At 72.5% G+C, this 12,855-nt stretch carries 13 protein-coding genes; 8 read left to right on the plus strand and 5 right to left on the minus strand.

The annotated features are described in order from the left end of the window. Window positions 1–76: 76 nt before the first annotated feature. A complete protein-coding gene (locus SD460_RS15430; protein WP_438860644.1) occupies window positions 77–1,279 on the minus strand; it encodes a PucR family transcriptional regulator in 1,203 nt (400 codons plus the stop codon). Window positions 1,280–1,467: 188 nt separating this feature from the next. On the opposite strand from SD460_RS15430, the gene SD460_RS15435 reads away from it, so the two are divergent. Beyond that, entirely contained in the window at window positions 1,468–2,664 is a 1,197-nt protein-coding gene (locus tag SD460_RS15435; RefSeq protein WP_318306281.1) for a PucR-like N-terminal domain-containing protein, read from the plus strand. 510 nt (window positions 2,665–3,174) lie between these two features. Further along, complete coding sequence (locus SD460_RS15440) at window positions 3,175–3,888, plus strand: GNAT family N-acetyltransferase (RefSeq protein ID WP_290057827.1); 714 nt, start codon at window positions 3,175–3,177, stop codon at window positions 3,886–3,888. Here the strand turns inward: SD460_RS15440 and SD460_RS15445 are convergent. Next, window positions 3,778–4,311: a GtrA family protein gene (locus SD460_RS15445; protein WP_290057826.1), complete on the minus strand. Its 534-nt coding sequence runs from the start codon at window positions 4,309–4,311 to the stop codon at window positions 3,778–3,780. The two genes, SD460_RS15440 and SD460_RS15445, sit on opposite strands and share 111 nt — an antisense overlap. Before the next feature lie 39 nt (window positions 4,312–4,350). Here SD460_RS15445 and SD460_RS15450 point away from each other — a divergent pair, with 39 nt between their 5' ends. Further along, entirely contained in the window at window positions 4,351–4,947 is a 597-nt protein-coding gene (locus tag SD460_RS15450; protein WP_290057824.1) for a hypothetical protein, read from the plus strand. On the opposite strand, the gene SD460_RS15455 is transcribed toward SD460_RS15450, so the two are convergent. Further along, on the minus strand, window positions 4,948–6,132 hold the full coding sequence (locus tag SD460_RS15455) for a lipase family protein (RefSeq protein WP_290057822.1): 1,185 nt from the start codon (window positions 6,130–6,132) through the stop codon (window positions 4,948–4,950). It lies immediately after the preceding gene. Beyond that, window positions 6,129–6,692 (minus strand): hypothetical protein, encoded by a 564-nt coding sequence (locus tag SD460_RS15460; RefSeq protein WP_290057821.1) that lies wholly within the window; start codon window positions 6,690–6,692, stop codon window positions 6,129–6,131. Before SD460_RS15460 ends, SD460_RS15455 begins: the two co-directional genes overlap by 4 nt. Window positions 6,693–7,012: 320 nt before the next feature. Here SD460_RS15460 and SD460_RS15465 point away from each other — a divergent pair, with 320 nt between their 5' ends. From SD460_RS15465 to SD460_RS15485, 5 genes are all read left to right on the plus strand, one after another. Beyond that, window positions 7,013–8,239: a DUF6801 domain-containing protein gene (locus SD460_RS15465; protein ID WP_290057820.1), complete on the plus strand. Its 1,227-nt coding sequence runs from the start codon at window positions 7,013–7,015 to the stop codon at window positions 8,237–8,239. A gap of 64 nt (window positions 8,240–8,303) precedes the next feature. Beyond that, window positions 8,304–9,353: a DUF6801 domain-containing protein gene (locus tag SD460_RS15470; protein WP_290057819.1), complete on the plus strand. Its 1,050-nt coding sequence runs from the start codon at window positions 8,304–8,306 to the stop codon at window positions 9,351–9,353. Window positions 9,354–9,387: 34 nt separating this feature from the next. Beyond that, window positions 9,388–10,725, plus strand: a complete 1,338-nt coding sequence (locus SD460_RS15475) for a DUF2252 domain-containing protein (protein WP_318306282.1) — start codon at window positions 9,388–9,390, stop codon at window positions 10,723–10,725. Between the two features lie 63 nt (window positions 10,726–10,788). Next, entirely contained in the window at window positions 10,789–11,127 is a 339-nt protein-coding gene (locus SD460_RS15480) for a YciI family protein (protein WP_318306283.1), read from the plus strand. Window positions 11,128–11,177: 50 nt separating this feature from the next. Continuing rightward, window positions 11,178–12,347: an RNA polymerase sigma factor gene (locus tag SD460_RS15485; RefSeq protein ID WP_318306284.1), complete on the plus strand. Its 1,170-nt coding sequence runs from the start codon at window positions 11,178–11,180 to the stop codon at window positions 12,345–12,347. 24 nt (window positions 12,348–12,371) lie between these two features. Here the strand turns inward: SD460_RS15485 and SD460_RS15490 are convergent, their stop codons facing one another. Beyond that, window positions 12,372–12,722 (minus strand): hypothetical protein, encoded by a 351-nt coding sequence (locus tag SD460_RS15490; protein WP_290057814.1) that lies wholly within the window; start codon window positions 12,720–12,722, stop codon window positions 12,372–12,374. Window positions 12,723–12,855: the final 133 nt, after the last annotated feature.

Raw genomic sequence — 12,855 nt, forward strand, 5'->3', positions numbered from 1 at the left:
GCGCTGGACCGCGCACTGCGTCGGCCTGCGCACCCCCGGGCCGGCGCACCTGCGAGCCGCTTGGGTGGGGCGCTCGTCAGTTCTCCGGGGGCCGGTGTGCCCGCATCAGGCGTTGCGCGCGCAGTGCCAGTTGCATCCCCAGGCGGTCGTCCGCGTCCTTGAGGCGGTCGCCGAACAGTTCCTCCAGCTGGCGCAGCCGGTTGCGGACCGTCTGCGGGTGCACGCCGAGGCGCTGGGCGATCTCGGGCGCGCCGCCGCGGGTCTCCAGCCAGGCCAGCAGCGTCTCGCCGAGCCGGTCGCGCTGCTTTTCGCTGAGCGAGGCGAACGGGTCGAGGCTCTGGCGAGCCAATTCGGCGGCCAGGAAGTCCTCGGCGAGCAGCCAGAGCGTGGCCAGGTGGTCGCGGCACCAGATGATCGGGCCGGGGACGTCCGGGCCGGACAGCGACAGCGCCCGACGGGCCGTGCGCAGGGCGGCCGGGGCGTCGGCCAGCGGGACCGTCGGCGAGACGGCCGCGCGCCAGCCGTCGAGCTTGGCCTCCAGCGGCGTCAGGTCGGAGTCCGGATCGCGCGTCAGCAGGTGCGGCTCGGGACCGTCGAGGGCGGCCAGGACGCCGTCGCCGAGCAGGTCGGCGGGGAAGTCGGCCGCGTCGGGGCCGCGTTCGAGGGCGACCATCGCCGCGGTCTCCGGCAGCGGCCAGCCCGCGCCGCCGGCCAGCTCCGCGATGCTGCTCGTGGCGCCTTCCGGGGCCTGGACGATCAGCTCCAGCAGCCGTCGCCGCCGGACCGGGACGGCGCCTTCGGCCTTGGCCTGCGCCTCCTGGTACCCCTCGATCGCGGTGGCGCACAGCTCGTCGACGTAGGCGAAGATGGCCTCCGCCGCGACCGAGATGACGGCCGGGTCGACACCCGCGGCGACGACGCCGGGGTGCATCGCCCGCCAGGCCACCCTCGCCCCGATCGTGGCGCTGTCCTGCAACGCGTCGAGGTTGCGGCCTTCGGCGAACTCGATCCGGCCGCGGCCGCGGTAGAAGTCGAGCCAGTGCTCGTGGGACAGGTTCGGCTCGCCCATCGAGTCGATGCAGTGCTGCACGGCGAACTCGACGCTCTTGACCAGGACTTTCCCGAAGACGCCCTTGAGCGGCTGGCCGTAGGCCGGGACCGTGCGCTGGACCTCCTGGATCATCGCGGCCGCGGCGTGCCCGACGTGCGGGCGCAGGCCCGCGCCGAGCGCGCGTGGCAGCGAGGCCAGCAGGCGGAAGCTGCGGTACTCGACCACCAATCCCCCTTCGAGTCCGGTGTCGGCTGAGCGTATCCGACCGGTGCGTGACGGAATAATCAACGACTGGTTCCCTGAAAGGGTGACGCGCCCCCGCACTTTTGACACGGACGGGTGCGCGTTCTACGCTCCGTGTCGGGTGGCGGGGTTATTTCTGCGGTGTCAATTCCCAGTGGAGGACTGAATTCCCCATGCGCGTTCCCGCTGCGTCGGACGGCTCGGTGTGGTCCCGGCTGCCGCACGAACTCGGTGACGCCGTGCGACCGCGGATCCCGGAGATCGCCCGCGCCTGCATCGACGCCATCGCCACCGAGGTTCCTGAATATTCAAGGACTTTCGCCGTCGGCCCGACCCGCGTGTCCGCCATGGAGCAGGCGCGGCGCGGGATCGAGCGCGACGTCGACCGCGTCGGCACCCCCGCGATGTGGCAGGCCGACCGGCTCGCCGAATTCCGCGGCCACGGGCGCGCGGCGTTCCACAATGGCCTGAGCCGCGAGTCGGTGCAGGCGGCGGTGCGCGTGTCGAGCCGGGTGACGTGGCGGTGGATCGCCGACATCGCACGGGAAGCGGGCCTGTCCGGCGACGTCCTGTACGGCGCGGCCGAGGGCATGTTCGCGGACGTCGAGACGTCGATGGCGGCGGTCGCGGAGGGTTACAGCGCGGCGGAAGCGGCGGTGTCCGGCACCGGCGAACGCCACCGCCGCGTCCTGCGCGCCCTCCTCGGCGGCCGCACACCGGCCGAAGTGGACGGTCTGGTCGCCGCGTCCGGTCTCCCGGTGCCTTCGCGCGTGGCCGCGGTCGCGTTCCGCGCGCTGCCGGGCGCCCCGGAGTTCCCGCCGGGCCTGCTGCCCGAGCACGTCCCGGCCGACCCGTCGGGCGACCCGCCGGCGGCGCTGACCCCGGCCCCGGACACGGACCTGGCGGGCCTCTCGGCCCTCCCGGCCGGCTGGACGGCGGCGGTGGGCCCGCTGGTCCCGCTCGCATCGGCCCCGGAGTCGTTCCGGGTGGCCCGCCGCGCGGTCGACCTGGCGGCGCGCGGAATGCTGGACGCGCCGGGCCCGGTGGTCTGGTGCCGCGACCACGTGACGACGCTGCTCCTGCTGGCGGACGAGTTCCTGGTGGCACAGCTGGCGGAGACGACGCTGGAGCCGCTGTCGGGCCTGTCCGGGCGGCGCCGGGAGCAGCTGGCGGAGACGTTGCTGGCGCTGGTCCAGACCCGGGGGAGTGCGCCGGAGCTGGGCCGGCTGCTCGACCTGCACCCGCAGACGATCCGGGCCCGGCTGAAGAAGCTGTCGGAACTGTTCGGCGAGAGGCTGGACGACCCGTCCGAGCGGCTGAGGCTGGAGCTGGCATTGCTGGCCGAGCGCGCCCTCCCGGGCCGCGACTGACCCTGCCGGACCCGCGCCCGCCCTCCCGCCTGACCCGCGCCCGCCCTCCCGCCTGACCGGATCCCGCTCGCCTGGCCCGCGCCCGTCCAGCCTCGGCGCGCGCCCGCCCGCCGGGCCCGCGCAGGCCCGCCGGGCCCACGCCGGTCCAGCCTCGACGCGCCCGGCCTGCCCTGCCTGCCCCGGTGTGCACGGCCTGTCCCGGCCCCCGACCCGCTCGGCCCGCCGGCGCAGATGACGTGAATGACTCACTTCATGTCGTCTGACGACATGAATGAGTCATTCAAGGCACCCGGCAAGATCGAACCGGCCGGGGTCGGTGGCGCGGTGCATGTCGTGAATGACTCATTCAAGACATCCGGCGACATGAATGAGTCATTCAAGACATCTGGCGAGGCCCGGCAAGATCGGACGGCGCGAACGGCGGAGGGCCGCGGGAGGCCCGAGTGGACTGGTCCGGCACGCTCGGATTGGCACTGGGGGCAGGGCCAATCCCACCATAAGCTCGGCACCATGACCGGATTGCTCACCGAGCGGCTGCACCAAGCCAGCGAGAACGCCGTCGCGATGTGGACCGCACTCGCCCGCGCCCGGGGCGACCGCGTCCTCGACCGGCCCGGCTTCACCGCCATCGACGGGCGCCGGTACCGGGTCATGCTCCGCACCGGTGACCCCGACGCCGCCACCACCCGCGAACTGACCGAACTCGCCCGCGAGAAACGAGCCGAAGGGCGGACCGTCGTCGTCGAGGATCCCTTCCGGGTGCTCGACCTCCGGCACGTCGGGATGGCCGCCGGGCAGTTGCCGGTCATGGTGCGGGAACCGGCTCCCGCGCCCGAGCCGGCCGGGGTCGTGCGGGTCCGGAGCGCCGACGCGCTCGCTGCCGCTGTCGACATCGTTGTCGGCGGGTTTCCGCTCGAGGAGTACCAGGGTGACGACGCCGACGACGTCTTCCCGCGGAGCCTGCTGACCGAGCCGGGGCCCGCCTTCTTCGCCGACCCGGGCCGTGGCGCCTGCCTCACCATGGAGCACGGCGGGGTCGGCGGCGCCTACTGGGTCACCACGCTGCCGGAACACCGCTCGAAGGGCGTCGGGCGGGCGCTCATGCACGCCGTCCTACGGCACTTCGAGGACCGCCCCGTCACGCTGACCGCCGCCCGGGCCGGGAAGCCGCTCTACGACAAGCTCGGGTTCACCGGCTTGGGGGACGCCAATTGGTGGCGTTGACCGCGGGAACACCCACCGCCGGTAGCCGTACCAGCGGAACGCCGTGCCGGCCGCCGTGCCCAGCACCATGCCCGCCACGAAGTCCGCGATCTCCTGGGCCACGAAGCCGACGTGCGGGACGGACAGCAGCAGCACGTACCGCGACACCAGCGGCGGCACCAGGTTCACGGCCACCGCACCCGCGTTGACCACGAAGAACAGCGTCGCCTCGCGCAGCCGCCGGTGTCCGCCCCGGTCCGCGAACGACCAGCGCCGCGACAGCAGGTACGCGAACGCCGTCGAGGCGATCGTGGCGATCGCGAGCGCCGTCACCGGCTTCTCCCGGAACACGGTGAGCTTCAGGCTGTAGTCGCCCAGTAGGGTGACCCCGTACGCGGCCGAGCCGACGACGGCGAAACGGAGCAGCTCTCGCGGCTCGGGCATGGTTCCTCCAGGTGACGCCGACAGGGTGGAGGTCTTTCGATGGCACGCAAGGGCGAGGGGAGCGAGCTGCCCTCGGTCGCCGAGCTGGTGGACCTCTCGCAGACGAGACCGCTGGTGATCCGCGGCGAACTCGACGCGAAGCTCGCCGAAGAGCCCGCACCCGAGCCCAAGCCCGATCCGCTCGCCATCCTCGACGCCGAGCTGGCGGCGCCGGAGCCCGGGGACGAGCGCCCGCTGGACGCGCCGCCCGCGGACACCTCGCGCCGCACGAAGCCGTTCATCCTCGCCGCGGGCGGGGTCGTCGCGCTCGGGCTGGCCGCCGTCGTGCTGTTCCAGCCGCACCAGGTCGGCGGGACGGCCGTGCCGCCGCCCGGTGCCTCCGCCGCCGTCCCGCCGCCGACCTCCAGCGAGGCGGTGGAGACGATGAGCGCGTCCGCGGCGCCGCCCCCGCTCACCGCGGAGGTGCACGACTCCCCGGCCAAGAAGCCGAGCGCGCCCGCCGGCGCGGGCCGCAAGCCCGCGGGTCCCGCGACGACGGCGCCGCCGCCGGACCAGCAGGACCAGTGGCGCGAGTACGTCAGCTCGGTGATCAGCTCGTGGCAGCAGCAGCGCCCGCACGGCGGGCGGAACCGCTGATCAGCAGTTCGAGCTCGCCGGCTTCCCGGCGATCCGGTCCTTGACGAAGGCCAGCACGTCGGCGTTGCCGGTGTAGACCAGCGTGATGTGGTCGGTGTCGTAGGTCTTCCACGTCTCCGCCACGCCGGCCGCGCAGTACGCCTTGTGCAGCGCGTCGGCCTGCGCGAACTGCACCAGCTGGTCGCCGGTGCCGTGGTACTGGAACACCGGCACCTTCGGCGGGGTGCCGCCGAGCTTGTTCTCGTTCAGCCGCGCCACCCACGCCGGCTTGATGTAGCCGGGGCCGGTCGTGTAGTCCGCGATCTTCTGGTTCGCGTACGTCGTGAGCAGCTCGAACGTGCACGCGCTCTGCTTCATTTCGGCGAGCTTCGCCCGGCCGTTGTCGCTGAGGAAGGAATCGAGCTGCAGTTCGGGATAAGCCTGGTCGAGCCCCGCCAAGGCGTAGGCGAACACGCCGAACCCGAACTTCCCGTCCAGCTGCAGCGTCACCTGGACCAGGTCCGCGGGCACGCCGCCGGCCGCGATCCCGACCAGGTTCAGCTCCGGCGCGTAGGCCGGCTGCAGCTCCCCGGCCCACGCCGCGGCACCGCCGCCCTGGGAGTAGCCGCGGAACACGACCTTCGCCGTCGGGGACAGCCCGGCCGCGGTGAGCCGCTGGGCCGCGCGCACGCCGTCGATCACCGCCGGGCCTTCGGAGCGGCCCACGACGTAGGTCGTCTTCGGCGTGCTCTGGTAGCCCTCGTAGTCCGGGACGGTGACGGCGTACCCCGCGTCGAGCAGGTCGTCGAGGCCCGGCTGCTCGTAGAACGCGCCGATGTCGATCATCTTCGACGGCGTGCAGGCGAACGCGGGCCCGTGCGTGCCCGGGTCGAACGAGACGATCGGGGCGGTGGCCCGGTTCGCGGTCTTCGGCACCAGCACGGTGCCGGTGACCGCGTCGGGCTGCCCGAGCGCGTTCGTCGACAGGTACATCACCTGCCACGCGTCGACCGATGCCTGGCGCGGGCCCGCGTTCGACGGGCGCCAGCGGATGACGTCGCCCGGCTTGCCCTGGGGCAGCGGGGACGGCGGCGTGTAGAACGAGTCGTCGAAGGGGCCGGCCGACGGCGCCGCCGAAGCCGCGGGCGCGAACACGCCGGCGAGCGCCAGCGCCAGGAAGACGGCGAGCACGCGGCGGGCGGTCACGCGCCGCTCCCGTAGACGCGCTTGCAGGTCGCGGATTCGCTGAAGGCCAGGTCCAGCTCGGGGTTCGCCTTGAGGTCCTTGATCGGGCCCTCGGGGTCGGCGAGCTGCCCCATCGTGGCGTCGGCTTCGGAGATGACCTTCCGCAGGCTGGCGTCGTCGGTGACCTTCGCCTGCTCCATCTTGGTCTTCGTCTCGCCGACCTTGGTCCTGGTCTGGGTCAGGTTGCCGGTGGCTTTGTCCACTGCGGACTGTCCATCCGGGACGGGCGGGACGCCCGCCCCGCGGATGCCGCCCGCCATGTCGTCGAGGGCGGAGCCGAGGCGCGCGAGGAAGTCGACCATCGCGTCCCGGGTCTTCACCGGGTCGGCGTTGTCGACGGCGGGCGGCTGGGCCAGCTTCGCCGACCCCGCGGCCACCCCGGTGCACACCTTGTCGACCCACGCGAGCGCCGCCGGGTCGGCGTGCCGGCCCGGATCGGCCGGGGCGTCGGAGCCGCAGGCAGCGCACGACAGAAGTGCGGCCGCCGCCATTGCGAGCACCGCGCTGTGCATTCTTTTCATGGGTTTCGAAGCTACGCGGCGCGGTTGTGCGCGAGCAAGGAGAGAATGGCCGGTTGGCACGTGCGTCAACATTGCGCGAAGGGAATTTGTCACGCGCGTCAGCGGTTCGGCGAACGCGCTGTGCTGGGGAAACCTTCCTGGGGTTGCTAGGAACCCGGGTCCCGTGGCGTGCCGGTGTGACAATTTGCCGGTGCGGCGTGGCGTTTTCACCAAAAGCTCTTGATTGCCGCCATCTGCGCTCGTTAGCTTACTGTCCGGTAGCGATTTCCGGGGAAAACGCGTGCCGTTTCGTATCACTGTTGATACACGGAAGGACCATCGTGACTCACCCAAGAGGCAAGAAGAAGACGGTCGCGGCCGCCGCGGCCGCGGGCGCGGTGGGGCTCGTCGCCACCGCTCTGCTCGTCGGGGCGCAGACCAGTGCCGCCGACCCGATCTCGCTGACGCTGAACTACCACTGCACGCTCCCGCTGGTGGGTTCGCAGTCGCTGAAGGTGGTGATCAACACCGATCTGCCGACCACCGTCAACACCGGCCAGCCGACCGGCGCCTTCGACATCAAGGCCGTGTCCACGATCAACGCGGACACCGTCGCCGGCCTCAGCCTGATCGGTGCCACGACGATCGAGGGCACCGCGACGGCGGCCGCGACCGTCGCCGCGCCGAGCCTCAACCTGCCGGTCAACGTCCCGATCACGCTGGACAAGACGAACATCCCGGCGTCGGGTGAGCTGAACATCAACGCGTCGGGCAAGACGCCGTCGCTGACGTTCACCCAGCCCGGCCAGGCGAAGATCACCGTCGGGGACCTGCAGCTCAAGGTCACCCCGCGCAAGGCCGACGGCTCGGTCACCGGCATCACGCCGGACGGCACCATCGACGCGCCCTGCACGCAGGACACCGGCCAGAACAACACGCTGGCCACGATCACCATCGCGGGCGGTGGCGGCACGACCCCGCCGACCACGACCCCGCCGGTGACCACGCCGCCGACGACCACGCCGCCGGTGACCACCCCGCCCACCACGACCCCGCCGGGCGGTGGCATCAAGTACTCCTTCGGCATCACCGGCCAGACCGCGCTGAAGTCGCTCGGCAGCACCGCGCCGATCAAGGGTTCGTTCGACGCCGACGTGAACCTGTCGGCCAAGACCTTCGTCGGCGACCTGAAGCTGGACCCGACGCACACCGAGTTCAAGCTCCTCGGCTTCCTGCCGGGCAGCTCGGACGTCAAGGTCGTGCAGAACGGCCCGCAGACCGGTGAGCTCGTGGGCACCGGGTTCAAGGCGCACATCAAGTTCGACACGTTCCTCACCACGGTCAACCTGTTCGGCTTCCCGATCAGCACCGACCCGAAGTGCGGCACGGTCTCGCCGTCGACCAGCGAGATGACCACCGGCGCCGACTTCGACCTGCTCAAGGGCGGGAAGCTGTCGGGCACCTACTCGCTGTCCGCGCTGCAGAACTGCGGTGCGTTCAACGACTACATCAGCGCGTTCGCCAAGAGCGACGGCAACTCGCTGGACCTGGTGCTCGCCAAGAAGTGACCCGGACTGCCGGCCCCCGTCGCGCCGCGGCGGGGGCCGGTGCCATGCCCCGAAAGGAAATCCCGTGCCGAACGCCCGGTCGCTGCTCGCGGCGGCTCTCGCCTGCCTGGTGCTGCCGCTCGCGGCCGTGCCCGCGCACGCGTCGACGCCGATCACGAAGAAGCTGAGCTACACCTGCCCGTTCCCGCTGATCGGGCTGCAGAAGCTGGACGTGGAGATCAAGGCGTCGTTCGAGGTGCCGTCCGCGCCGGGCGGCACGTTCACGACGGCGGACCTCGCGGTCTCGGTGACCGTGCCCGACAAGTCCACCCGCGGCCTGGCCCTGGTCGGCGCGGCGAGCATCGAAGGGACGGCGTCCGCAGGGGTGACGCTGACCAACGGCCCGCTGACGCTGCCGCTGGCCCTGCCGCTGACGGTGGCGAAGACGGCGGTGCCGTCGTCGGGCCCGTTCACCACGAACGCGTCCGGCTCGGTCCCGCCGGTGCGGCTGCCGAACGGGGGCAAGACAGCGCTGACGATCGGCGGCTTCAGCACGCGCCTGACGCCGAAGAAGGCCGACGGCTCGTTCACCGGGCTGGGCTCGTTCACCTCGGACTGCACGCTCGACGCCGGCCAGGACCCGGTGCTGCTGTCGTTCGACCTGGGCTCCTCCCGCGACTACGGCGTGACCGGCGCCACGACGCTGAAGACGCTGGGAGCGACCGCGCCGCTCACCGGCTCGTTCACCGGGTTCAGCCCGGCGTTCGACCGGGCGCGGGCGGAGTTCAAGGTCTTCGGGTTCGTGCCCGGGACAGCCGACCTGCAGTTCAGCCCGGACGGCCCGCAGACCGGCGAACTCGCCGGCGACGGCTTCGTCGCGCATGCGAAGCTGGCGCTGACGCTGCCGCAGGTGACGCTCTTCGGCCTGCCGGTCGCCGACGCGGGGTGCCGGGCGAGCGCGCCGATCCCGGTCGACCTGCGCACCGGCGCCGGGTTCGCGCTCGCCACCGGTGGTCCCGTCACCGGCGGCTACGCGATCCCGGCGCTGACCGGCTGCGGGACGTTCACGGCGTACCTGAGTTCGCTGTTCCAAAGTGACGGCAACACGTTCGCCGTCACTTTGGCCGTTCGCTGACCGCGATTCACCTCGGCCGGGTAACTCTGGTCGGATGCGCCGAACCACTGTGGGGACCCTGGTCGTAGTCACGCTGCTCGCCACCGCCGCGCCCGGGGAGGCGGCCGGGCTCGCCCGTGACCCGGTGGCGGTGGTCTACGACCGGGACCACGCGCTGCACACGCTGAACGGCGGCGCGACCGACGACGAGCTGACGCTGCGGACGCAGGCGCTCGCGTCGAGCGCGTGGGCGTTCTTCCGCGGGACTTCACCGCTCTACTACCGCGACCTCGGCGAACTGCCGAAGTCCGCGTACGCCACCGCGGGCGGCGACGTCTGGCTGACCGGCGACGCCCACCTCGAGAACACCGGCGCCGACCGCGGGGCCGACAACGAAGAGCAGTTCGCGCTCAACGACACCGACGACGCCTGGCGCGGGTCGTGGACGTGGGAGGTGCGCCGCGAAGCCGTCTCGATCGTGCTCGCCGGACGCGCGAACGGCCGCAGCGCGAGCCGGATCGCGACCGACGTCGACACGTTCGTCGCCGAGTACGCGCAGTGGATCGGGAAGTTCCACGGCACGGACGACGAAGCGAGCTGGCGGCTGACCGCGAGCAACACCTCGGACCTCGTCGGCGACCTGATCGACGCTTCCGCGGGGGACAAGCGCGCGGACCTCGTCGCGAAGTGGACCACCGGCGGGCACTTCAAGAGCGACCCCGAGCTGCAGACCGTTTCGGCGGCGACCCGGACGCAGATCGCCGACGCCGTCGCCGCCTACCGGACGACCGCGGGCCAGCCGCTCAAGACGTCCGAAGCCGTCGTGAAGGACGTGCGGCGGCGGACCGGCGCGGGCACCGGCAGCCTCGGCCGGTTCCGCTGGTACGCGCTGGTCGAGGGCGACACGACGGCTGCGTCCGACGACCGGATCCTGGAGCTCAAGCAGGAGGTCGACCCGGCGCCGAAGCAGCTCGCGCCGAACGCCACGGCGCTGACCGGCGGGCAGCGCCCGGCGCTGGCCCTGCGGTGGCTCGCCAACCGGTCCGACCCGCTCGCCGGCTGGGCCAGCGTCGGGAGCACGCCGGTGCTCGTCAAGGAGAAGTCGCCGTTCGCCGAAGACCTGGAGATCGGCGATCTGACGTCGACGGCGATCTGGGACGACACCGTCCGCGACGTCGGCCGCCTGCTCGCCGCCGCGCACTCCCGCGCCGACCAGGACATCCCCGGCACCGGGCTCGCGTATTCCGCGGACGCCGCCATCGACGGCGCGATCACGTCGGTGCCCGGGCTGCAGGCCGAGACCCGGGCCTTCGCGACGAGCTACGCCGACCAGGTCACCACCGACTGGCACGCCTACGTCGCCGCGAAGAATTCCGGGCGCCCGTTGTTCTGAGTTGTCGATTTCGCCGCCCCTCGCGTGACGGAGTAGGAAAGGACCACGACGAGAGGAACGGCCATGGCGCAGTACGCGGTGCTGATCTACGAGCGGGTGCCGCCCGAGGAGCTGCCGAAGGAGATCATGGACCGGCACCTGGGGCTGCCGGAGCTGATCGCCTCGAAGGGCGGCAAGGTGACCGCGGGCCTGGCCCTGCAGCCGAACGAAACGGCCACCGCCATCCGCGGCGACCTCGTCACCGACGGGCCGTTCGTGGAGACCAAGGAGGTGCTGGCCGGGGTGTACCTGCTGGAGGCTCGCGACCTCGACCACGCGCTCGCCTGCGCGAAGCTGACGCCGGTCGTCGACGGCGGCGTCGAGGTCCGGCCGCTGATCGACTTCCAGGTGGTGCCGGACTGACCTCCGCCGCGGACGCCGTCGCCGAGGCGCACCGTCGCGAGTGGGCCTACGTGCTCGCCGCGACGGTGCGGGTCAGCCGCGACCTCGACGAGGCCGAAGAGGCCGTGCAGGACGCGTACCTGCAGGCGCTGGAGCGCTGGGCACGCGACGGCGTCCCTGACCGGCCCGGCGCGTGGCTGACCACGGTCGCGCGCCGGACCGCGCTCAACGGCGTCCGGCACCGGGAGGTGCTGCGGCGCAAGCTCCCGCTGCTGGTCGAGCCCGAGGCCGCCGAACCACCGGAGCCGGCCGGCCCGATCCCGGACGACCGGCTGCGGCTCGTCTTCACCTGCTGCCACCCGGCGCTGGCGCAGGAGGCCCAGATCGCGCTGACGCTGCGGCTGGTGTGCGGCGTCGCGACCGCCGACATCGCGCACGCGTTCCTGGTGCCGGAGCCGACGATGGCCGCCCGGATCACGCGGGCGAAGAAGAAGATCGCGGCCGCGAGCATCCCGTACGCGGTCCCGGCCGCCGCCGACCTGCCCGCGCGGGTGTCGGTCGTGCTGACCGTCGTCCACCTGCTGTTTTCGGCCGGGCACACCGCACCCACCGGCACCGACCTGGTCCGCGCCGAGCTGACCGCGCGGGCCCTCGACCTCGCGCGGATGCTGCGTGCCCTGCTGCCGTCCGACACCGAGGTCGCCGGGCTGCTGGCGTTGCTGCTGGTCCACCAGGCCCGCCTGCGGACCCGGACCGACGCGGCCGGGCGCTTGCTGCGGCTCGAGGACCAGGACCGCGCCCGCTGGGACGCCGAGCTGATCGCGGAGGCCGAGGGGCTCGTCGTCGAGGCGCTGAAGTCCGGGCCGCCCGGCCGGTTCAGCGTCCAGGCCGCGATCGCGGCGCTGCACGCGCAGGCGCCGAGCTACGCCGAGACGGACTGGCCGCAGATCCTGACCCTCTACGACGTGCTGCTCGGCCTGTGGCCGTCCCCGGTGGTGGCGCTCAACCGCGCGGTGGCACTGTCCATGGTGGACGGTCCGGCGGCGGCGCTGGCCGAGGTCGCCCGGCTCGAGTCGGACGGCAGGCTGGCGGGCTACCGCTACTTGCCCGCGACGAAGGCGGACCTGCTGCACCGCCTGGGCCGCGACGCGGAGGCGGCGGAGGCGTACCGGGCGGCTCTGGAGCTCAGCGACAACGCCGTGGAGCAAGAGTTCCTCGCCGCCCGCCTCGTGAGTGTTTAGGTCGGTTAGAACCGTCCTAAACACTCACGAGGGCTTGAACAGCAGGACGAACCCCGCGCCCGAAAGGACCAGTGCCGCCAGGAAGAACGCGCCGTGGCCGTAGGCGCGTGTCACGACGTCGCCGACCAGCTGCACCACCAAGTCCACGATGCCGAGCGCACCCACGATCGCCAGCGCGGTCCGGGTCCCTTTCACCCCGCGGTACACGCCGTAGACGAGGAGCGCCCACAACCCGGCGCAAACGACGTACGCGAGTACGGCGACCGGCGGCGGAACGGCCGCCTCCACCGGGGTGCGGCGCCCGCCCAGCAAAGTTCCGAGGAACCAGCACGCCGTCGCGCCCCACCAGGCGAAAGCGGCGCGGGGCGCGGGCATGGCCGGAGCGTAGGCCGGGAACACGCCGATCCGGCACGGCCGTGCACCGAACTGTTACCCACCAGGTGTCACACCGGGGTGCTATAAAACGCTACCCCGGTGAGACCGGTTCCGCGGCCGTAGGCGGCCGCCG

Source organism: Amycolatopsis solani, from assembly GCF_033441515.1.
Lineage (GTDB): Bacteria > Actinomycetota > Actinomycetes > Mycobacteriales > Pseudonocardiaceae > Amycolatopsis > Amycolatopsis solani.

What these genes read in the sequence shown, in the direction of transcription:
- SD460_RS15435 (WP_318306281.1), top strand. Translation starts at nt 1,468, where the DNA reads ATGCGCGTTCCCGCTGCGTCGGACGGCTCGGTGTGGTCCCGGCTGCCG.
- SD460_RS15440 (WP_290057827.1), top strand. Translation starts at nt 3,175, where the DNA reads ATGACCGGATTGCTCACCGAGCGGCTGCACCAAGCCAGCGAGAACGCC.
- SD460_RS15445 (WP_290057826.1), bottom strand. Translation starts at nt 4,311, where the DNA reads ATGCCCGAGCCGCGAGAGCTGCTCCGTTTCGCCGTCGTCGGCTCGGCC.
- SD460_RS15450 (WP_290057824.1), top strand. Translation starts at nt 4,351, where the DNA reads ATGGCACGCAAGGGCGAGGGGAGCGAGCTGCCCTCGGTCGCCGAGCTG.
- SD460_RS15460 (WP_290057821.1), bottom strand. Translation starts at nt 6,692, where the DNA reads ATGAAAAGAATGCACAGCGCGGTGCTCGCAATGGCGGCGGCCGCACTT.
- SD460_RS15475 (WP_318306282.1), top strand. Translation starts at nt 9,388, where the DNA reads ATGCGCCGAACCACTGTGGGGACCCTGGTCGTAGTCACGCTGCTCGCC.
- SD460_RS15480 (WP_318306283.1), top strand. Translation starts at nt 10,789, where the DNA reads ATGGCGCAGTACGCGGTGCTGATCTACGAGCGGGTGCCGCCCGAGGAG.
- SD460_RS15490 (WP_290057814.1), bottom strand. Translation starts at nt 12,722, where the DNA reads ATGCCCGCGCCCCGCGCCGCTTTCGCCTGGTGGGGCGCGACGGCGTGC.